This is a genomic window from Methylobacter sp., from assembly GCF_030680395.1.
Taxonomy (GTDB): Bacteria; Pseudomonadota; Gammaproteobacteria; order Methylococcales; family Methylomonadaceae; genus Methylobacter_A.
In genome coordinates this window covers 174064-196292 of sequence record NZ_JAUXVR010000041.1, presented here as the reverse complement: position 1 = coordinate 196292, position 22229 = coordinate 174064, and the positions used below count along the sequence as shown (strand labels likewise).

The following is a 22229-nucleotide window of genomic DNA, read 5'->3' as shown; positions in this document are numbered from 1 at the left end:
GAAGCATCTTGCTAATCAAGTAACTTTTTAATGAATGAGTCAACCAGCGCCTCCTGATACAAAATATAAGGGCGAAAGAATTAAATTAGCTGAACTAAAACAAGACCGATCCTGTCGGCAGGGCAGGGTTATTCGCGAACATATTAGGAGTTGTTTTAGATCTGTTGTGACAAAAGTGTGGCAAAGCTTTTAAGCAGCAATGTGCAACCTGTTAAAGTTTAAAGCGGCTTAGGGAAGGGGTACTACGCTGGTAAGTTGCTTGTTATCTTCTGTGATGGAGCGAAAATCTTAAAGCGGGAGTCTTCTGGAGTTTGCTTGGCACTGTTTGCTTTGGAGGCCAGTTGGCTGATGCATGTTCAGTTACTGTCTTGGAGATACGGAAATATAGGTCGTAACCCGTTGGGTAATCCGGACCGGATTGTCCAACGGGTTACGACAAGTTGCATAATTTTGAAAGGACCCTCCAACAGCCCTTTCACTTCATTGTTAAGTCATTCAGTACCTTGGTAAAAGGCTGAACTTTTGATCAATTTTACTTGTTCAGAGACTCTTTAAATACCGAATACTTCAAGCTCAGATAAACCTATGTTTACAGTGCTGCCGCTTACGGTGTTTACAGTTACCCTTACACTTTTTGTAGACACTGACGGGAAGTTAATGACTACTGCGCCGCCTGAATTATTTAATGTTCCCACTTTTACGGTAGAACCGTTGCTGAAAGTGAGTGTAGCACTGGTGATTTGGTCGTTAAGGTTCGGGCGGTCATATAAAACGACCTTGTTGACTTGACGGTTAGTACTCCAGTTAAGCTGAATCCAGGCGCCTGCTTTTTGACCCATTGTAGCCCACTCGCGAGTAGCGTCTACCGGATAACCGGAGACTACGCGGTCTATAGCTTTGATTGCTTGTTGATTGTTATAGATATCTTGTGAAGATGCTATTACCGACGCCAGTGGCGCTATGTTAGTTCCTGAACTTGAAGAATCGGAAGTCTTGAAGCTGGAAGTAACAGAACCACTGCTAGCACTGATTTTATAGTAATAAACGGTACCGCTGGTCAGGCCGGTAATTTGCACTGATTGGCTGGTAGCCTGAGTGCCGGCACTAACTTGCGAACTAAGGTTGGTCGCACTGGTTCCGTAAGAAACTACGCCGGTAGAAGGAACGTTGGTGGTCCAGTTAATCGTGGCGCTGTTGGCAGTTATACTCCCCGCAGAGTAGGAAGATATGCTGGCTGTCGACGTCGACTGTGGAGTATTAACCGTAGACGTGTTGCTGGCAACCGAGAGATTGCCGGCAGCATCGTAGGCTTTGACCGTGTAGTTGTAGGTTATTCCTCCAGCAACAGTCGTATCGGTAAAGCTGGTTGCAGCGTTCGATCCAATTTCTGTACCATTTCTATAGATTTTGTAACCGCTAACACTCACATTGTCAGTAGATGCATTCCAGGCAAGATTGACCTGGGTAGCAGAGCCGGCAGTAGCGGCAAGACCGGATGGAGCGGAAGGCGCGGTGGAATCAGTAGGCGAAGGAGTGCCGCCGCTGGATGTTTGGTACTCATAACCACCTATATCCGGCGCTGTTCCACGACTGACCTTAAAGAAATCGCTAGGCACGGTACTGACTGGCATTGCAGCATTTATCGCAGGTGAGCTTCCAAGTACTTTGAAATAAGCCGATGTCAAAGCGCCTGGTGCCGTTGTTCCCGCTCTAGCTATCTGAGGATCTCCAAGTATGTTAGTTGACGCTGCCGCTGCTGATGGAGGAGTGACAGACCAATTATTATGAGAAAAAGTAATGCCGTTGTTACTAGGTATACGGTTCTTATTTCCTAAAATAATATTATTTCTAATTTGGGAATTTGTATTAACAGACCCTGTCGATATACCGCCATCAACGATGGTATTATTTGCTATCAATACATTCTTCAATCCGGAATCGGGAACAATCGTCCAACTAAAGGCATCTAATGTCGCGTTTTGAAGAAAATTATTGATAATCGTATTATTGGCAGAGCGAGGAACTTTTGCCACTTCATCGGCCAGAGTAATACCGGTACGAGTCGCCAAAACAATTGCAGGTGCTGAAGTAGTATAAACTATATTACGTTGCACCAAGCTGTTGGAAGTATCGGAAAGATACAAGTTAACTGCATAGTTATCGTAAACGGTATTATCTTCCATTACACAATGATCCGCCTCATAGCAGGATAGACCTTCGCCCCAATTGTTAAAAACTTTATTGCGCCGGAAAGAGGCATAAGAGGTAATGCCTGGCTTTAAGGCTTCTGGTCTCTCATTTCGAGCGGCACTGAGTGCAGAGCCCCACACTGTTGTCCCAGGATTGCCCGAATTCGACCTGATTGTCTGCCATACTGTAGAATCTTCGACAGTATTGTAATCGCCATTAAGCAAGATTCCATTTGCCCAAGTGTGATGAACGTTTATTTTACTGATCGTATTATGATGCCCCGCTACCTGTATGCCATAGCCACCTATATATGCGCCATTGCTATTACAGTTTTTTACTTCAAAACCGGAAACTGTGTTGTTATTGCCGTCCACGGAAATTAATTTACCCCAATTCCCGCTAGGCAATGAGGTCCCGCCGTCAATAACGGGTTTATGATCCTGATAAGCACTCAGCGTAATACCGCTTTGCGAAATGTAAACTACTTCCGCATAAGTACCCGTCGTCACATAAACAATATCGCCATTACTCTGAGCCTTGCTCAACGCCTGTCTTATAGTTTTTACAGGCGATGAAAGAGCTGTACCGTTATTACTATCAGAACCGGTAGGCGAAACATAATAGGTAGCCGCATAAGCTTGTTGAAGCCCTAATAGACCTTGAATGCAAACAATATAAAATAATTTGCGGGAGACTTTTTTCTTCATATTAATTTGTTTTGAATTTTTAATTACTTGTTTAGTCCCATGTGATGCTGTGTGAGGGACATGTAGGTGGGAGATCCTAGAAAGATGCTTCGTCGTAGACCGGATTTTCCGATTGTCTTGAGCATTTAAGGATTGTAAATCCAAATTCAAGTCATTCATATCTGATCTATGTTTCCGCCGAGGCAAGCTAAGAGCCGCTGCTGAACAGTTAGTTAAAGATGGTAGCAAACATGCTACTTTAGTCGATTTATTCATAAATTATCTCTATTACAAAAACCAATTAATTTACAAGACACTCGAGGTCTCTTTTTATAACGCATTGAATTATAAATATAATCGTAAGAAGCATGATATTCATTTCATTTTATTCATACGAAACAATTTCTATATAACTCGAACTGAAGTGTATCCGCAAAATATTAATGTTTTCTTAAATCTAAGTGTAAATACGTACGTATTTTTACGTAGATGGAGAAGATCGATTGAGGTTCGACGATTATCAATAGGTTAACAAGGTGTATCGGACGGGCAAATCAAGCGGCATCGGTATTAGCCGAGTCGCAGACGCTAAGCGTTTTTGGCATCAATGAACTATAACGCTTGTTTGAACCTCCGTGTGTAATCCTCTTCATCAACGTTGAAATAGATCATAGACAGGCCGGCAGTCTACGCTATCCATTTAAAGTTTCAGAATTCTCGATTCATTGAGATAGGGTCCACTTTACCGGGCCGGTGAAATCGCGTAGCCAAGACGCACTTGGCTGCCGGTATAGCGGTTATTCACCAGGGACACATATTCATTTTTTACAGTACCCCCTCTTCATGTTGTACATCGTCTGGCAATGCGTAGCTTCCATTAAGTGTTTGTACTAATTGTAATGGGGGGGCTGGCAAGGAAGAATAGCTATAAAGGTAATCGATGCGTTTTTAGCGTGCCGGTTTGGCGGCAGTTATTTGAATCGCCTCCTTTTATACTGCTCAGGAATATAAAAGCGAATTCATTCCATGCCGGTGGTGTCTGTTTTTACACCTGTTTGATTTTAATAATTTCTTAAGATTGTGTCTGTTCATTGTTTTTAATGCATTTAGTCGATATGGATTTTTAGAACAAAGAGGCTTGGGAGTTACTAAGATTCCGTGATTATTTTGTAATAAAAAAGAAGTGCTAACCCTGTCGTTAGCGTTTGGGAGGTTTGTAATGACGTTTTTTCCTGTTTTTCTGTCTGTTGTATTCGTCGTACGCAATCAGTCAGACCATATTGAAGCAATACTATCAGAAGCTGCTGCCAATATTTCTTCTATGGTCAGCGATTATGAGCTCATCATCGTTGACAACGCATCGAATGATGACAGCGTTTCCGTCCTCAAAAATCTAACGGGAGAGGGGGGGCAACCCAATTTACAGGTGTATGCGCTGACCAAGGAAGTGGATACCGATACGGCATCATGGGTTGGGCTGGAAAACGCATTGGGTGACTTTGTCGCCGTCATTAATCCTTGGTTGGACGATATCGGCTTTCTGCCGGAAATGCTCGACAAGGCGGTCAGCGGCGCCGATGTGGTGTTCGCCAATAATCAGAAGAAACCTGCTCAGAGTCTCGCCTATCGGATTGCATACGCTGTTTTTAATGGACTCTACAAGGGGGCCAACGGTATCAATCTGACCAAGGAGGCGCCGCAGTTTCGCGTCCTGAGCAAACGAATCGTCAACTTCATTCTTCAGCATCCCCAGCCTGCGATAGCCTATCGCCATCTTCCAGCGACGGGGGGATTTGCGCGAGCCAATCTTAACTACAGTGCAATGCCAAGAGTTTCGTACACCAAGCGATTGAAGGGTTGCATCGACCGTGGTATACGGTTGCTGGTTTCAACAACTCGCGCACCGATGCGTCTTGTTACCTCGCTCACTTTGTTTGGAACTTTCTCGAACCTTGTGTATTCCTGCTATGTCGTTGTCATCGGTTTACTAAAGACAGATGTTGCGCCAGGCTGGATCAGTTTATCCCTACAGCAATCAGGAATGTTTTTCTTGATCTCATTGGTATTGCTGGTATTAGCCGAGTACATCCTGAACATGGTTTCTCTTCAAAATGAAGGTCCGCTTTATCACGTAGGGCAAGAGTTCACCAGTTCCCGGATTACAAGGCGCGAGAAGCTCAATATCGAGGAAGTAGCGTCAAAGACATCGCACGAGCCATTCGTCGCTTACCCTAAACGGGCTGCCTGATGCCTGTCACGAATACTAACCAAGACGCAATCATAATCGGTGGCGGATTTTACGGCGCTGCAATTGCCATTTACCTTGCCAAGCAGCGCGGTTTCAACCGCATTATCCTTGTAGAGCGTGAGCAAGCACTTCTCACGCGTGCTTCCTATAACAATCAGGCCCGCGTCCATAACGGCTATCACTATCCACGCAGCTTTACGACCGCGTATCGAAGTCGGGTTAATCTGCCTAATTTCGTACGTGACTGGCCCGATGCGGTAAAGCAGGATTTCACCAAGCTATACGCCATTGCACGCCGTAATTCCAAGGTCACCGCCAAACAGTTTATACGCTTCTGTCGTGACATCGGCGCCAAGATCCAACCCGCGGATCAAGCGCTAAGAACATTATTTGAACCGCGCCTGATCGAGGATGTGTTTTTGGTCGAGGAATATGTTTTCGATACCACAAAGCTGGCAAATTGGGCTGAACGTGAACTGAGTGAATGTGGTGTGCAAATCTGTTTTGAAACGCAGGCTACTGCCATCTTAAATGAGCCAAATGGAACATTGCGCGTTGCCTTGCAGCCGGATCAAGGCATTGAAGAGCTGATTTCTTGCCGCTACGTATTCAACTGTACTTATAGCGGACTCAATCAATTCAAAGGGGACTTTCTCGGTACCAGAACCGGTCTCAAACAGGAAATAACTGAAATGGCACTGATACAGGCGCCACCTGCACTTGATGGGTTGGGTATCACGGTGATGGACGGCCCTTTTTTTTCCATGATGCCGTTTCCTGCTCGCGGACTGCATACGCTTTCTCATGTTCGCTACACCCCGCACCTGCACTGGAATGACATGCAAGGCATCGACCCTTACCAAAAACTAATTCAGTACGAAAGTGCAACTCGTGTCGATCGCATGGTAAGGGACGTCAGCCGATACCTGCCTGCGGTGCTGGATGCGCAATATGTCGATTCGCTCTTTGAAATAAAAACTGTTCTGGTGAAGAACGAGAGTGATGATGGACGGCCCATTCTTTTTGAAAAGCATCCGGAGTTGCCGGGTTGCTACTCTATATTGGGAGGAAAGATTGATAATATTTATGATGTTCTGGAAAAGTTAAATGACGAGAAATTTTAACAACACGTTCTGCAACCCATTTTTCTTGAGCGCATTCATCTGATGCTACTGCTGATATTTTCTTTAATCTTGAGGCAGCAGGATTTCAGAGGAGCGATGGGTGCCCGGAAGTTAAAAACAACTTACGATGTTTATGTACCGTAGTTTTATTGTCGGGTTCCGGCGTGTAATTGGGGCTTTTTTACGAAGACTTCTCGCGAGGAATATTTTGACAGTTACTGCTGTTGGCTTGAGTCAAGGCTATGGCCTATCCCATTCCTGGCGACTGCCGGAAGTTAGAAGAGGGCATGCTTCATATCAAGAAAGCACTGAGCTTCGGGCAAAGCGGAATGCTTGCGCTTCCTGTTTATTTAGATGCTACATGGGTATTCCCTGATTACGCATAATGATGATTCTAAGGCTGTTATCACTAGTAAAGGTATAAAATGAATGCACTAATTGGATTTTCAGGGTTTGTAGGCAGTACGCTTCTTAAACAAACACCTTTCGAGTCACTGTTTCGCTCAACAAATATCAGCGATATCGACGGTAAATCCTTCGATACTGTTGTATGCGCCGGCGCCCCTGCGCAGAAGTGGATTGCTATTCGGGAACCGGAGGCGGACAGGCAAAAAATCGATGACCTGATTGCACATTTGAAAACCATTCAGTGCAAAACCTTTATCCTGATCAGCACTGTCGATGTGTTCAAAAGTCCGTTAGGGGTTGACGAAGCGACACCGGTCGATGAGTCAGGACTTCATGCTTACGGTCTGCATCGCCGCCTGCTCGAAAAATTTGTCGAAGGCCATTTCGCCAGCCACCTGATTGTTCGCCTGCCGGGATTGGTCGGTCCGGGATTGCGCAAGAACGTTATTTTTGATTTCCTGAATGACAATAATATCGAAGCGATCGACAGCCGAGGTACTTTCCAGTTCTACCCAATGGTTAATCTCTGGTACGACATTCAAACTGCACTCAGTGCCGGTTTGCAATTGGTACACCTCACCGCAGAACCGATCACTGTCGCGCATATTGCAATGCATGGTTTCGGTAAATCGTTCGACCACGCTTTAGCCAACAACCCGGCCGTCTACAACATGCAAACCCGCTATGCTCAAATTTTTGGAGCCCCCGGATATTACCAGTACGGTTCGCGTGAAACCATTCAAGCTGTTAGAGGATATGCACAGTCCGAGCCGCTCACGATCAAACCCGGTACGGAGGCGAAAGCATGAGGATAGCTATTTCAAACATTGCCTGGGATACCGTTGAAGATGAAGCGACAGCCAGGCTACTTCATCGTTTTGGTGTTGATGCCATTGATGTCGCACCCGGCAAGTATTTTCCTGAGCCGGCCAAGGCAACAGATGAGGACATCGCCCGTATCAAGAACTGGTGGTCGGAACGTGGTGTCGAAATCACGGGTATGCAGGCGCTGTTGTTTGGCACAAACGGCTTGAATGTCTTTGGCCCGCCGGAGGTTAGGGATGCGATGCTGCAACATCTCGGCGCAGTGTGCCGTATCGGTGGAAGCTTGGGCGCCAAGCGACTGGTGTTCGGTTCGCCGAAAAACCGGGATCGCACCGGATTGAGCGATCAGGTAGCGATGGATGTGGCGGTCTCTTTTTTTAGAGACCTTGGAGACATCGCCCAAAATCATGGCGTGGTAATCTGCCTTGAGCCCAATCCCAGCTGTTATGGCGCCAACTTTATGACCACCAGTGCTGAAACGGCACTGGTGGTGAATCAGATTGCTCATCCGGCCATCGGGATGCAGTTGGACACAGGTGCGCTGGCCATCAATGGTGAAGACCCTGCTACCGTGCTTCAAGGTTATGCGTCCCTCATCGGGCATATTCATGCCAGTGAGCCGGATCTGCTTCCTTTGGGAGACGGCGGAACCGATCACGGCAAGATGTTTGCAGCCTTGGAGCAGCATCTGCCTAATCATGTGGTTTCAATTGAGATGCTGGCGACCAGCAATGAACCCCATGAGGCGTCGATAGAGCGCGCACTGGCTGTGGCGGTTCGGCACTATCGTAATCATGGTATTGAGGCTAAGACATGAAGTGGCTGATCCTGATTCTCGGTATCACCTCCAATGCTTCAGCCAGCGTATTGGTTAAGATGGCTATGCTTCCTCCTCGTAAATTCCCCGCTTTAGATGATTCAATCAGGTCTGTTATTAGTAACTGGCCATTCTGGTTGGGTCTGGTGCTTTACGGTATGGCATTCCTGCTCTACGCTGCCGCCTTGGCCCGCTTACCGCTGAATGTGGCGCATCCGGTGCTCACCTCAGGGGCCGTAGCCGCCGTAGCATTATGTTCCTTACTGATCTTTCGCGAATCTTTCCACTGGACAACCATCGCGGGCATTTTGTTGGTGGTTGTCGGTGTGGGACTGATCACGGTCCGAGTATCCTAACAACAGAGAAAATAGAAGATGAATAACCCTGACATTACTCCAGACGTTCGCGCCAATTGGCAAGTACCCACCTTTGATACCCCTCTCTGGCTTGGACGACAGCATCCATGGTGCGTCGTAATTCCAGTAGTTAATGAAGGCGAAAGAATCAAGAACCTGCTTTCCAGAATGGCGATTCTAAAAATCGACGACATCACCGACATCATTATTGTGGATGGCGGTAGTACCGATGGGTCGCTGGAACCGGAGTCGCTACAACAGAAAGGCGTGCGCGGCCTGCTGGTCAAGACGGGGCCGGGTAAATTGAGCGCACAGCTTCGTTGCGCCTACGCTTTTGCACTTGACCAGGACTATGAAGGAATCGTTACCATTGACGGTAACGACAAGGATGATCCTGAGGCGATACCGCGCTTCATTGAAGCATTAAAGCAGGGTGTGGATTTTGTGCAGGCTTCCCGTTTCATCGAAGGAGGGATGGCAGAGAACACGCCTAAGTTAAGGGACTTCGCCATCCGTTTTATACATGCGCCAATGCTGAGTCTGTTTTCCGGCTTTAGATGGACCGACACCACTCAAGGCTTTCGCGCCTATAGTAGAAAGATGCTGCTTGATCCCAAGATCGCTGTATTCCGCGATGTATTCATGACCTACGAGTTGCTTGCCTATCTTTCCTATCGTGCGCCCAAGCTTGGTTATCGCTGTCTTGAGTTGCCGAGTATCCGGCAATATCCAAAAGGGGAAGTACCGACAAAGATCAGTAGCATTAATGGCAATTTATCGGTATTGCAGGTGCTTATTCAGGCTTGCTTCGGCGAATATAATCCCCCGGGAGGAAATTCGATTATAAGAAATGGGGGAGCAACCAGAAAGCCCGTGGGCAGCTAGAGCAAGGCCTTAAAATGAAGAGCGGGAGTCCTTAACATTGAACTATTTTCAACAACCGCCGCCGGAGGTATTCCCGCCATGGAAGCCATAGCCATTGTTCAAAAAATAAAGTCCTCGCGTCGCTACGCTCCAATAAAATTTCGACTCGGTTATTTTTGCACGTTCCTTAGCTGACAGAGAGGCAGGAAATTACATACATCTATGCGCAGATGTTGTAACGGTCTTCATCATGTTGTGCAACTTTGCTATTAACAGTATCTATACATTTAGTCATGCTTGAGCATGAAGAGGTCATCGTGAATATCATCAAAAAAGAAAAAATATTTCTAATATTTCTTGTCGCTTTTGTCCTTCGTTTGACGGTTTTCTTGCTCTTTCGGCCATGGGACATCCAAGTGCAGACAGAAAGTGTTTTAGACGGCGATGCTCCTGAATATCACAAGCTTGCAGAGTGCATTGTCAATCACTTCACCTTCTGCGGCAATACGTTCAGAACGCCGGGTTATCCATTCTTCATCGCTATTTTCTACACGCTCTTCGGCGCTAAGCCCTGGGTGGTTTTGTTCGCACAAATTTTTGTCGATCTGGTAACGATATTTTATGTCTTGAAAATTGGCGAAATGGTCTTCTCCAGGCGAGTCGGCATTATTGCCGCGACCTTCCTCGCCATCAATCCAAATTCGATATTTACGACTGCAAGCCTTTATAGTGACAGCCTCTTTGTTGCACTTCTTTCGGCTTTTCTGTACTTTTACTTGCGCGGCCTGAAGTTAGGGGAGGGGCGGAATTTTCTAATCGCAGGGGGACTGCTCGCTCTGGCTGTTTTGGTCAGGCCGGTCGGCCAGTATTATTTTTTAATATTACTTTTTTTTACCCTCTTGTGGCCGACAAGAAACTTGGTGACCCGGCTAAAATGGGGGCTTCTATATACGCTTGCTTTTGTAATCACAATCAGCCCATGGTTATATCGAAATTACACGCTCTACGATACCGTAAAGCTCTCTTCAGTTCAGGGGGAGACTCTCCTGTTCTGGCAGGTCGGGTATACCCGAGGCTGGGAGACGCATCAGTCTCGTGAGGTAATTGCTGCCGAATTCAAGTCACAAGCCAGGGCTTTGGGCTACTCGGAAAACAGTAATCCTTTTACCAACGAATCCATTGCACAGAAGCTCGCGGTTCAGTATATAAAGACGCACCCGGTAGTTTTTGCATCACGTTGGATCAAAGGTATGATTAACACATATGTCAACCTGGGTACTGCCGATATCGTCAATAAGTTAGGGATGACCCCTACACAGCTGCCGCCGGACTCATTCGTCAATGAGAAGGGCTTCAAGCTTATATCGCTTTTCTTGCAAACAAAGAGCTTCGCTGAGATCTCGTCGGGTTTGATCGTATTGGTGCTGCTCTTGATAAATTATTCAACGTTTTTATTAGGCGCTTACGTCTTGATGAGGCGCCATCAGTTGGCCGTTTTTGCTTTATTCGTTGCGAGTATTGTGTTTTTTACGATCCCTGGCGGCCCAATGGGTCTTGCTCGGTATAAATTGCCTTGTGAACCGTTTTATCTTCTCGTTGGAGCCGTTTATATCGATCAATTTTTAAATCGTCGCGCCTTGAGAGTCGCGGCCAGAGATGTTGCGTCCGATAGAGGGTCAAATCCTGCAGTAAACACTTAATCAGCAGCTCAAGGATCGGGCATTTTTTGACGATCCTAACCTTACCAGCCAAAAATTGTGAAACAGAGCGAGTTATAATATTAGTTGTAATATTACGTGACGGTAATTATCGTTCATAATAGTTACAGTGCGTCATCACTGTAACTATTATGACATTACAGCCTTAAACCATAACTTTGTGAGAGACAATTGCTATCCTATGACAATATCGCATATTTATCGATTTAGCTTTATTACATTTTCCCTGAGTCTTGTTCTGGCCTTGTTTATAGGTGGTTCACAGCCGGAAGCTGCCGGTTTGTTTATGCCTCCGGTTGATAAGCTGGTGCATTTTTTCTACTTTGCGACTTTCACCTTCGCTATAGTCATGAGTAATACTATACAGCTCAAATATGCCGCTATTTTGACAGTTGCGTTGGGCGCAGCAGATGAGTTGCACCAAATGCTGCTGCCGGGTCGCTCACCCGGTATTGATGATTGGCTGGCTGATAGTTTTGGCGCCGTCACCGTCGTCTGCGTTTTTTCCATCATCAGAAAGCAGCAAAACTGCACAGTCTGATCAATGCGTTAATGGAAACATCCGGTAATTAACAATTACACAACGATCCGTTATGCGATCAATAAGCCTGCGACAACCGCTGCAACCAAAGTAGCTCCGAAATAAAATTTTTCCGCAAACAGTTAAAGCGCCATGCAACGATCCGCTTTATCAAAAGCTACGGTATAAAGCACAGTGGTTTATACTTTCCTGCATTATTTTTACACCCAATAATGACCAAGGCCGACACTATGAACGAATGGTTTTTTTCTTTTGAAAATGTAACCGGCGGGCCCTATACGCTGGATTATGCAAAAACGTTTGCCCGTGAACATCAGGGCGCTTATTGTTGGCGTCAGGGTTTCGCCGACTGGGTTCCCGTCTATGACGCGACTGAAATCAGGCCGATGAAAAAAGACGGCGTCACGCCTTTTCCACCGACACCCGCCTATATGATGTCGCCCAAGCCGACGACATTGCCGGTCGCCCAGTCAGTTAATCCGGTTGTTGCGCAGTCGTCCGTTGCGCATACCCAGTCTTCCAGCGGTTTTGGTCAGCATTCGGTCACCGACGGTATTGATTTTAAAATATTCGGCCATGAAATGCAGTTTGTGGAAATCGAGCTTGATCCACAAGAGAGCGCGATCGCAGAAGCAGGGGCGATGATGTACAAAAGCGCGGATGTGAAAATGGAAACCGTTTTCGGCGATGGCTCGGCTTCGCAACAAGCCGGTATTATGGGACTATTGCTGGGTGCGGGTAAACGCTTGCTGACTAACGAAAGCCTGTTTATTACCGTGTTTACGCAAACCGCGCAGCGTAAAGGCAAAGTGGCATTTGCCGCGCCCTTTCCAGGCACCATTCTGGCCTTACATTTGCAAGACTACGATAGAAAACTGATTTGCCAAAAAGACAGCTTTTTGGCGGCGGCCAAAGGCGTACAAGTGGGTATTCATTTTCAACGCCGTGTTTTAACCGGATTGTTTGGCGGCGAAGGTTTCATCATGCAAAAGCTGGAAGGCGACGGCTGGGTTTTTGTCCATGCCGGCGGCTGCCTGCAAAAAATAGAACTGGCCGCCGGTGAAACGCTGCATGTCGATACCGGCTGCCTGGCGGCAATGACCGGCAGCGTTGATTTTGACATTCAACAGGCAAGCGGCATTAAAACCATGTTGTTTGGCGGCGAGGGTCTGTTTTTTGCCAAATTGACCGGCCCCGGCACGGTTTGGTTGCAAAGCCTGCCGTTTTCCCGATTGGCAGGCCGAATGCTTTCAGCCGCACCGCAAGGCGGGGGCAGGCAGCAGGATGAAGGTTCAATTCTGGGCGGTTTGGGTAATTTACTGGGCGGCGATTGATGCCGTAAAAAAAATATTCAGTCACTTTACCGGACAGGCGCGTTAACGATTAACGGCTCCGCTCTTGCACTTGACCGTTGACACCGATTAAAACCGTGGTTGCCAACGCGTAAAAAATACCATGCTCAACGATGCCGGGGATACTGTTTAAGGTATCGTTGAGTGTTTCAGCATCGATATGCGCGTCAAAGCTCATGTCCAATAGTAAACTGCCGTAAGAGCTTATCGCAAAACCGTTTTTATTGGCATTTTGGCGTAAATCGCCGTGCCCGCCTTTTGCTTCCAGCTGCTTTTTAACCAGTTGCCAGGCAAAAGGCATCACTTCAATGGGAATTGCAAAATGCTGACCGATCCGCTCAACCAGTTTGTTAGATTCAACCAGTACTAAAAACTGCTTGCTGGCGGTAGCCAACAGTTTTTCGCGTACCAAGTCGGCCCCTTGACCTTTGAGCAAGGCTAATTCCGGCGATACCTCATCGGCGCCATCGACATAAAGATCAATGTGACTGACCTGATCGAAACCCAGCACCGGTAAACCCAGTTGTTGCGCCTTAATCGCACTCGTAATCGAGCTGGAGACAGCGGTCACTTTAAGCCCCTGTTCACGGCTGCGATGTGCCAGTTCCTCAATAAAACAATTCGCAGTCGAGCCGGTCCCAAGCCCAACCAGCATCCCGTCCGCCACCTGGTCGGCGGCATGTTTGGCAATAAGTTCTTTGTCGTTCATGGTTTACACCTCAATGTAATGGTTGGACGGGTTGAATAAAATGATAACGATATGCCGTTTTTGAGCGCCTCACAGCAAGGCATTATTAGGGGCTGGGTCGATAAAAAAGGCTGCCGTCGCAAAATGGGTCAAAGCGATTGAAAAAACCGGTAATCGGATTTAAAGGCACCCATTACCCGAGAGATATTATTCTCCACGCTGTTTTTTATGTCCAGTATGCCCGTTCTTGTCGCAAGCCTGAACAAATCCTGATACGGGTGATATTTTAGACAGGTTTTTGGTATATGGATAATCATAAAAATGGCAACAAGCCGGGTATCAGTCAGACAATCGCCGGTACCGAAAACGGTCGAAACTGACGCTGGACGTTATCAAAAAATGAACTCCTGAATCTTGGGAATTAGAAAAATATTTTGATTCCACGATGAATGTAGGATATAACTTACACAATGATTACGGTTTGCCTTTGACCCCGGCGCCGAATCTTTGAGGCCCAGAACACGCCTCGTTAAGCTACCCGTGTAGATTTTTTCATAAACGGGAATTGACGAAAAATGCCCAAAAGGCAGGAGACGCTGTGTTCAGGCAATTTACAATTTACTTTTCCGCTCCGGTTAACATATCTTTGCCGCTTTGCTGCTTGATTGCGGCAACCCGCGCCTATTGTGCGACGGCATCTGCATGATCGCTATCCAGCAATCAGGGGAAATCCTCCAAACCATCATCATCGACTTGTCCATGCCGGAAACGGGTGGTCTTAAAATGATCCGGCGTCTGACGATGCTGTCGGCGTCATCATGACAACAACCCAACGACAACTTGCACACGAAATCCGTGAATTGACAGTCAAGTTAACTGTCGATGGCTGGGACCGTCTTCGTGGACTTCGTTTGGCGCATACTGCGGCGGATAGCCTTGAAGAGTGCAGACGCATCAAATGGATGGAAGCCATCGGCCGTGCCAGTGAGCTCGCTGATTTGTTCTGCGAGTTCGCTCAGGAAGCACCCAAGGAGTCCAGTCTTAAATATGCGCTGAAAGCCGCCACGGCATTGGCTGACCTGCTGGAGGCGGGGCAGCATGCAGCCCATGTGGAGCGTGACTTTCTGCCTGCTCGACCGCAGGAGTGGTTGTTTGTTCTGGCGAGTCATATTTTCGACAGCAACGCAGAGCTGGCCGGAAATCTGGCTTCGCTGGGATTCTCGGTGATCCGCGTGGAAAATATTGATGACGTAGCGGAAGCTTGTCAGGTCGATCAAGTCATCCTGATCGCCGCCGCAAGCTGGCTGACCGAAAACCTGGAGCGCATAGCTGCACTCTTGCCGACAACGAGCGACAGCTTTCCCGCTTCGGTGTTGCTGGCGGCTATTGCCGATACCGACGATTTTCGCACCCAGGTCAAGGCCCGACAGATCGGCGCCCGACTTCTGCTCGACCCGCCGCTGGATGTCACGCGCTTGATAACGGAACTGGCCGGTCTAGCCTGGATGCCGCGCAATGCCTATCGCGTCATGCTCGTCGATGACGATAGCGCTGTTATGACTCTGCATGCCAACATCCTACAGGCCGCCGGTTTCGAAGTGTTGGCAATCGACGATCCGGTTGCCGCGCGGGATTTTCTGAGCGACTTCGCGCCAGAGGCTTGTGTGCTGGACGTAGAAATGCCGGCTTGTCGAGGTACCGACCTTGCCGCTCTGCTGCGCAGGGACAAGCGCTACACCCGCTTGCCGATCATCTATCTGTCCGCCTTCGCCGATATAAACCATCAGCTTGACGCCCGCCATGCCGGTGGAGAGGATTATTTGGTCAAGCCGGTCGATACGCGCCTGCTGGTAACAGCGGTTATGGCGCGAACACAGCAATTTCGCATGCTCGAAGCGGCCTATCGTCAGCGCCGGCATGCATGGCGTCAGCTCGATAATCTCAGGACAGCAATGGATGCACACGCCGTTGTCTCCATTGCTGCCGCAGACGGTACTATCATTGACGCCAACTGCCGGTTCTGCGAACTTAGCGGCTACAGCCGCGAGGAATTAATCGGCCGTAACCACCGCATCGTCAAGTCCGGCCGTCACCCGGCAGACTTCTTCGAAGGGATGTGGCAGACGCTTTCCGAAGGCCGAATCTGGCAGGGTGAAATTCAAAACCGACGGAAAGACGGTAGTTCCTATTGGGTGCAAAGCACCATAGTACCCATTTTGGACGAGTTCGGTGTGCCGGAGCAGTATGTCGCCATCCGTAATGATATTACTGTGCAAAAGAGCATACAGGCAAAACGGCAACATCAAACCCGCCTGCTCAACCTGCTGTGTCAGGCGTTCCAGCAATACATTACCGACCGTGACATCGGCGTGACCAGCACTTTGTTACTGGAAGGCATGCTGCTGTTAATCGACAGCGCCTCCGGTTTTCTGGGTGAAGTACTTTATGACCCGGACGGGTTGCCTTACCTAAAGACTCATGCCCTGATCAATGTCGCCTGGGACGATACTGTTCGCGGCCTCTCTATGGAAAAACAGGTTGCCGGCATGGCGTCTCTCAATCTCGACAGCCTGATCAACAAAGTGTTGTCTACCGGCGGAGTTGTTATCGCCAACGATTCAGCCGAAAGCAATCCTCTGCGGGAAGATTTTATTGGCATACCTATTTACTATGGGGAGGCGCTTATCGGCATCGTTGGCCTGGCTAACCCGTCCGACGCTTACGACGTATCCACCATAGGGGACTTTTTGCAATCCTTTACAGCCACCTACGCCAGCATCCTCGAAGCGGCACGGGTAAGGCATTTCCGGCAACAGGTTATGCTCGACTTGCAACAGGCCAGAGACGACGCAGAACGCGCCAATCAAGCCAAGTCAGTATTCCTCGCCAATTGGGGGCTCGAACTTCACAGACCCTTGAACGCGATGCTCAGTCATATTAAGACTCTGCAAATGAACGATACGCTGGAGGCCGAAACCCGGCAAAAAGTCGTCGAAATTGCAAAAGACGGTCAACGGCTCACTCACTTGATCAGCGGTTTGTTCGATCATATCAACGCCAAGGGTAGTGCCAAGATACCGCAGGAGTCCAAAACGCCGATCATAGCCGAAGCCCAACGTAACAGCGATTCGGAGAAGCGGCGCATTCTGGTTGCCGAAGATAACCCCGCCAACCAGGCAGTACTGCGGATGCAACTCGGTGTGCTGGGTTTTATTGCCGATATTGCTGTCGACGGCGCGGCAGCAATGCTTAAATGGCAAGCAGGAGGGCACGATCTAATCCTGACCGACCGTAACATGCCCGGCATGGATGGCCTGGAATTGACACGCGCCATCCGCGCCACCGAAAGAGAAACGGGCGCGTATGTGCCCATCATTGCCATCACCGCCGCTCAGCACCCGGAAGAGATCTCGCTTTGCCGACAAGCGGGCATGGATGACGTCCTGCCTAAACCTATTGAATTGGATGATTTGCGAAGTATGTTGGAGCTGTGGCTACCGCACGCGTCGCCGCTCGCATCTCGCAACGGCGAAGTCAATATGCGCATCGGGGAAAACAAAGCAATACTGGATACCGATTATCTGGCGCGCATCATCGGTAACGCAGATCCGAAGCAGAAGCGGGAACTCATCGATTTATTTACGACCACGGCACGCCACGATCTGCCGGCCTGTCGGGAGCATCTCGCCGAACGCAACGGGCATAAGCTGTCCTTGGTAATGCACAAACTCAAGTCATCGGCATGCATGGTAGGGGCGCTGGTTTTCGCTCACTTGGCCGAAAACCTTGAGAACGTTGCCAAAGCGAATCGATTAGATGCGGCAGCAAACTTGCTCACCGAGCTTGAGCACGCACTGAGCGACGTGGAAACCGCAGTGAGTCGGCTTGGCGTGTCGATGGTATCGACTATTCAACAGGTAGATACCGTATCAATAACAGCAGACATGCGGCCGGGTTGTGTGCTGATCGTGGATGACGACCCCGTAGCGCGGCGGCAAATTGCAATGCTGTTGTATTCATTGGGCGTCCATGAGGTACGGGCAGTTGAGAGCGCCGAAGTGGCGCTGATAGAAATCGCCCGCGCCAATGGCGGCATCGATTTGCTCGTCAGCGATCTTAAAATGCCCGGCATGGACGGCATTGAGTTCTTGCGCCACTTGGCCGACAACAATTACCGGGGCTGTATAATTATTGCCAGCGGCGTCGAGGAACAGTTGTTGCAGACCGCCGCTGAAATGGTGCGTGCCAAGGGTATGAATCTGCGCGGCATCTTAAAAAAACCGGTGACGCAAGACGCTCTTCTGCGTCTGTTGACGGGCGCTTGCGAAACAACGACGGTACCTTCGGCGCAACGTGAACAGATCGCCATTACGCCGGACGATATTCAAAAGGGCATCCGCCACAACGAATTTGAGGTGCATTTTCAACCCAAGGTGGATGCAGCCAGACTCCGCGTCGTGGGTATGGAAGCCCTGGCTCGCTGGCAGCACAATGGCCAGATGATTTCTCCGGATGTCTTCATCAGCATGGCTGAGCGGCACGGCCTGATTGGGGAGCTCTCCGAGCTGCTGGTCACCAAAGCGCTGGTCGGCGGAGCCCGTCTGGCCGAAGCGGGATATTCATTGACTCTCGCTGTTAATCTTTCAGCCAACTGGCTCTCCGACATCCGGCTGCCGGAATTCATATTGGCCAACGTCCAGGCAACCGGTTTCAAGGCCGAAAATCTGATCCTGGAAATCACCGAAACCGGGGTGATGGCCGATATGGCGACAGCGCTGGACGTAATGACCCGCTTGCGGCTCAAGGGCTTCAAGCTTTCCATTGACGACTTCGGAACGGGCTACTCATCCATGGAGCAATTGCAGCGTATTCCTTTTGGCGAGCTAAAGCTTGATCGGAGTTTCGTTCAGGGCGCCATCGAGAAAACCGCCGCACGCGCTATCCTGGCCTCAACCATCGAGATGGCAAAAAAAATGCGACTTTCCACCGTTGCCGAGGGCGTTGAAATCCAGGCCGAACTGGATCTTGTGCGCGGTCTTGGCTGTGATTTGGTGCAGGGCTGGTTTGTCGCCAAGGCGATGCCGATGGAAGCGCTGCTTGTGTGGCTAAAGGAGCGCAACGCTTGAGCCGTAAGAAATCCCCGGCCAGCCCGGTTATCGCTATCGCCATGAAAGGATTTTTTATGGCCTGCTATTTGTGCGTACTGCTGTTATCGCCGCAGATATTGGCTGACGACATTGCTTCAAGACCTTTACAGCGTGTTACTTTGCAACTGAAATGGAAGCATCAGTTTCAGTTTGCCGGTTATTACGCAGCACTTGAAAAAGGTTATTACCGGAAAGAGGGCCTGGATGTGCGGATTCTGGAGGGCGGCCCCGAACGCCCGCCGGTCCGGACCGTGATCAATGGCGGCGCGGATTTTGGTGTCAGTAATACCCAACTGCTGCTGGAGAGAAGTCATGGCGCACAGGTCGTGGCTTTGGCCGCGATTATTCAACACTCGCCGTTGAGTATGGTGGTTCGCCGCGATAGCGGTATCCGGACGGTAAAGGATTTGGCGGGCCGGAAACTGATGATCGGCCCCGATGATGCCGAACTACGGGCTTATTTTAAACAAAGCGGGCTTGATGAAGGCAGTTTCCAGCGGCAACAGCACAGTCAGAACGTCGTTGACCTGATTAACAGGCGCACCGACGGCTTATCGGCTTACACGCCGAATCAGCCTTATGCCTTGGAACAAGCCGGGGTCGATTACCTGGAGTTGAGAGCCCTGAATGGCGGTATCGATTTTTACGGCGATGTGTTGTTCACCACCGAACAACAGATTAAGGATCATCCCGAACAGGTAAAAGCTTTTCGCCAGGCCAGCTTGCAAGGTTGGGCGTATGCCATGCAACATCCCGACGAAATTGCCGAGCTGATTCATCAACGCTATGCCACAGACCGTTCGCTCGACCATTTGCTGTGGGAAGCGCGTCGCTACCGGCCTTTCATCATGGCGGATTTGATCGAACTTGGACACATGAGCTCCAGACGCTGGCAACATATTGCCGATACTTATGCGCAATTGGGCATGCTGCCGCCAGACTTTGATTTCTCGGGCATGCTTTACGACTCCAAGCCTTACGATTTGCAGCAACTTTATCCATGGCTGGGCGGCGGGGCATTTTTGCTGGTGATATTAGCGCTCTTTAGCGCCTATGTAGCGCACAGTCGTCATAAATTACGTATCGCCAAGTTAACCCTGGATAAGTTAGTCGGTAACGCGCCGGGCATGACGTATCAATTTCAACTCAATGCCGACGGCAGCAGCCGCTTCCCTTTTGCGAGCAAAGGCATTGCCGACGTTTTCGGTATTGAGGCGAAGACCGTTAAACACGACGCCACTGCGATTTTTTTACGGTTGCATCCCGATGATATCGCACTTGTCTGGGAATCTATCCGTAATTCCGCACAGCAAATGACCGATTGTATGCAACAGTTTCGCGTGATTCATCCCCAAAAAGGCGAAATCTGGCTGGAAAGCCACTCCACACCGGAACGGCTGAACGGTGATGCTGTTTTATGGCATGGTTTTATTCGCGACATTACTGAACGTAAACATGCGGAGCAGATCTTGCAAAACAGCGAAAACCGTTTCCGGCAAATGTTTGAGCATGTTCCGGTCGCTTACCAGTCGCTGGATATTGAAGGCCATTACCTGGACTTGAATAGCAAAATGGCGGAAATGTTGGGCTATAGCCGGGAACAATTGCTAGGCCGTTGTTTTAAGGATTTTTTGGTTGAAACAGCTAAGTGTCAGTTTCCTGTTATCTGCGAAGACTTTAAAACTGCACGCGGTGTTGATTCCGAACTGCAATTGCGCCGCAAGGATGGCAGCACCTTAACGGTGTTAATCGACGGACGCATCCAACGCGATGTCAATGGCGAATTTATGCGCACTCATTGCATTTTATGGGACATCAGCGAACGCAAACACATCGAAGACAAGCTGGTTGAGGCTAAAACCGCCGCCGAAGACGGCAATAAAGCCAAGTCGGATTTTCTGTCGCACATGAGTCACGAACTGCGCACGCCGCTCAACGCCATCATCGGTTTCGCACAATTGCTGGAAATTGACGAATTAACGCCGCTGAGCAGTGTCCAAAAAGAGGCGGTTGGACACATCATGACCAGCGGCAGCCATCTGTTAAGCCTGATTAACGAAATTCTCGATCTGGCGCGCATCGAAAACGGCAAGCTGAAGCTGAACATCGAAACGGTTGATCTGGAAGTATTGAAGGACGAAGTGTTATCGCGCATACGGCCGATGGCCGCAATACGCCATATCGACATTGGTCACAGCTACACCGGCCACGACAGAGTGTTGGTCCGCGCTGACGCGCGCCGTCTCCGGCAGATATTGCTAAACCTGCTGTCCAACGCCATCAAGTATAACCGGCAGGGCGGCAGCATAGCGCTGTCCTCCGACGTAATCGGCAATAATGTACGTATCACCGTATTGGATACGGGTATGGGCATATCCGATCAGTATCAAGCAGAGGTATTTCAACCGTTCCAGCGCTTGGGTATCGAAAAAACCGCTATTGAGGGCGCCGGTATCGGTCTTGTCATCTGCAATCGACTGATTAAGGCCATGGGCGGCAGCATCGGCTTCCACAGCTTCTTGGGTATCGGTAGCCAGTTCTGGATCGAACTTCCTATTGTCGCGCCCGCTTGCGGAACTTTTACCGAACCGTCGGCTAAGGCAAGAACGGGAGTCTCGGATCAAAGCGGGCTGGTCAGCGCTCAAGTGCTCTACATTGAAGACAGCCCGATCAACCTTAATGTGATGAGAGACGTTTTTTGCCGGCTTCCTGATATTGAGCTGCTAACCGCCGAAAACGCCGAAGCAGGGTTGGAACTGATTCGCAGGACACCGCCCGGACTTGTGCTGATGGACGTTAACCTGCCCGGCATGAGGGGTCTGGAGGCACTGCATGCACTCAAGTCCAATCCGAATACTAGCTCTATTCCGGTGATTGCCGTAAGCGCTGCGGCTATGCCTGATGATATTGAGGCAGGGCTGAAAGCCGGTTTTCTGGCTTACCTGACCAAACCGTTCAACGTGTCCGAACTGATTGCTCTGATCCGAAAAACTTTCAAAAATCAGTTGCCTGCAGGATCAGGAATGCTTGAGATGAAACATACAGCCGATTTGCAACAGCATGCCCTGCCTGTGTCACCAGTGCCGATGACGGCAAAAGAACACAATGACATTAACCCATAAGCTTACAGCCCGCCTTTCGGGAAAATACCAATACAGAGACCGTTTATGAAGATCAATATGCCGGTAACCGATACAGAGTCTGCAAACAAAAAAGCTTGTCCACCCCGGCAATATTTAAGTGGTTGTGACCGGGGATGTGGTTT

At 49.2% G+C, this 22229-nt stretch carries 14 protein-coding genes; 12 read left to right on the top strand and 2 right to left on the bottom strand.

Features of this window, described 5'->3' with window-relative positions; translation table 11 throughout:
- Nucleotides 1–551 precede the first annotated feature (551 nt).
- A complete protein-coding gene (locus Q8L79_RS16665; protein WP_305273542.1) occupies nucleotides 552–2897 on the bottom strand; it encodes a right-handed parallel beta-helix repeat-containing protein in 2346 nt (781 codons plus the stop codon).
- 1198 nt (nucleotides 2898–4095) lie between these two features.
- Between Q8L79_RS16665 and Q8L79_RS16660 the strand changes: the two genes are divergently transcribed.
- The 10 genes from Q8L79_RS16660 (at nucleotide 4096) to Q8L79_RS16610 (ending at nucleotide 13111) form a co-directional block, all read left to right on the top strand.
- On the top strand, nucleotides 4096–5124 hold the full coding sequence (locus tag Q8L79_RS16660) for a glycosyltransferase (RefSeq protein WP_305273540.1): 1029 nt from the start codon (nucleotides 4096–4098) through the stop codon (nucleotides 5122–5124).
- Nucleotides 5124–6248, top strand: a complete 1125-nt coding sequence (locus tag Q8L79_RS16655; protein WP_305273537.1) for an FAD-binding oxidoreductase — start codon at nucleotides 5124–5126, stop codon at nucleotides 6246–6248. Before Q8L79_RS16660 ends, Q8L79_RS16655 begins: the two co-directional genes overlap by 1 nt.
- A 242-nt stretch (nucleotides 6249–6490) precedes the next feature.
- Entirely contained in the window at nucleotides 6491–6634 is a 144-nt protein-coding gene (locus tag Q8L79_RS16650) for a hypothetical protein (RefSeq protein WP_305273535.1), read from the top strand.
- Nucleotides 6635–6673: 39 nt separating this feature from the next.
- Nucleotides 6674–7465: a hypothetical protein gene (locus Q8L79_RS16645; RefSeq protein WP_305273532.1), complete on the top strand. Its 792-nt coding sequence runs from the start codon at nucleotides 6674–6676 to the stop codon at nucleotides 7463–7465.
- Nucleotides 7462–8298 (top strand): sugar phosphate isomerase/epimerase, encoded by an 837-nt coding sequence (locus tag Q8L79_RS16640; RefSeq protein ID WP_305273530.1) that lies wholly within the window; start codon nucleotides 7462–7464, stop codon nucleotides 8296–8298. Before Q8L79_RS16645 ends, Q8L79_RS16640 begins: the two co-directional genes overlap by 4 nt.
- On the top strand, nucleotides 8295–8654 hold the full coding sequence (locus Q8L79_RS16635; RefSeq protein ID WP_305273527.1) for an SMR family transporter: 360 nt from the start codon (nucleotides 8295–8297) through the stop codon (nucleotides 8652–8654). The genes Q8L79_RS16640 and Q8L79_RS16635 overlap by 4 nt, the downstream gene beginning before the upstream one ends.
- A gap of 18 nt (nucleotides 8655–8672) precedes the next feature.
- Nucleotides 8673–9539, top strand: coding sequence for a glycosyltransferase family 2 protein (locus tag Q8L79_RS16630; RefSeq protein WP_305273524.1), 867 nt, complete (start codon nucleotides 8673–8675; stop codon nucleotides 9537–9539).
- Between the two features lie 296 nt (nucleotides 9540–9835).
- Nucleotides 9836–11218 carry a glycosyltransferase family 39 protein gene (locus Q8L79_RS16625; protein ID WP_305273522.1) on the top strand — a complete coding sequence of 461 codons (1383 nt, stop codon included), beginning with the start codon at nucleotides 9836–9838 and terminating at the stop codon, nucleotides 11216–11218.
- Nucleotides 11219–11417: 199 nt separating this feature from the next.
- Complete coding sequence (locus tag Q8L79_RS16620) at nucleotides 11418–11777, top strand: VanZ family protein (protein WP_305273520.1); 360 nt, start codon at nucleotides 11418–11420, stop codon at nucleotides 11775–11777.
- A 230-nt stretch (nucleotides 11778–12007) separates the two neighbouring features.
- Entirely contained in the window at nucleotides 12008–13111 is a 1104-nt protein-coding gene (locus Q8L79_RS16610; protein WP_370870021.1) for a TIGR00266 family protein, read from the top strand.
- 49 nt (nucleotides 13112–13160) lie between these two features.
- Here the strand turns inward: Q8L79_RS16610 and rpiA are convergent, their stop codons facing one another.
- Entirely contained in the window at nucleotides 13161–13838 is a 678-nt protein-coding gene (gene rpiA, locus Q8L79_RS16605; protein ID WP_305273517.1) for a ribose-5-phosphate isomerase RpiA, read from the bottom strand.
- Between the two features lie 797 nt (nucleotides 13839–14635).
- On the opposite strand from rpiA, the gene Q8L79_RS16600 reads away from it, so the two are divergent.
- Nucleotides 14636–18943 carry an EAL domain-containing protein gene (locus Q8L79_RS16600; RefSeq protein ID WP_305273515.1) on the top strand — a complete coding sequence of 1436 codons (4308 nt, stop codon included), beginning with the start codon at nucleotides 14636–14638 and terminating at the stop codon, nucleotides 18941–18943.
- Nucleotides 18940–22086, top strand: a complete 3147-nt coding sequence (locus tag Q8L79_RS16595) for an ABC transporter substrate-binding protein (protein ID WP_305273511.1) — start codon at nucleotides 18940–18942, stop codon at nucleotides 22084–22086. The genes Q8L79_RS16600 and Q8L79_RS16595 overlap by 4 nt, the downstream gene beginning before the upstream one ends.
- Nucleotides 22087–22229 lie beyond the last annotated feature (143 nt).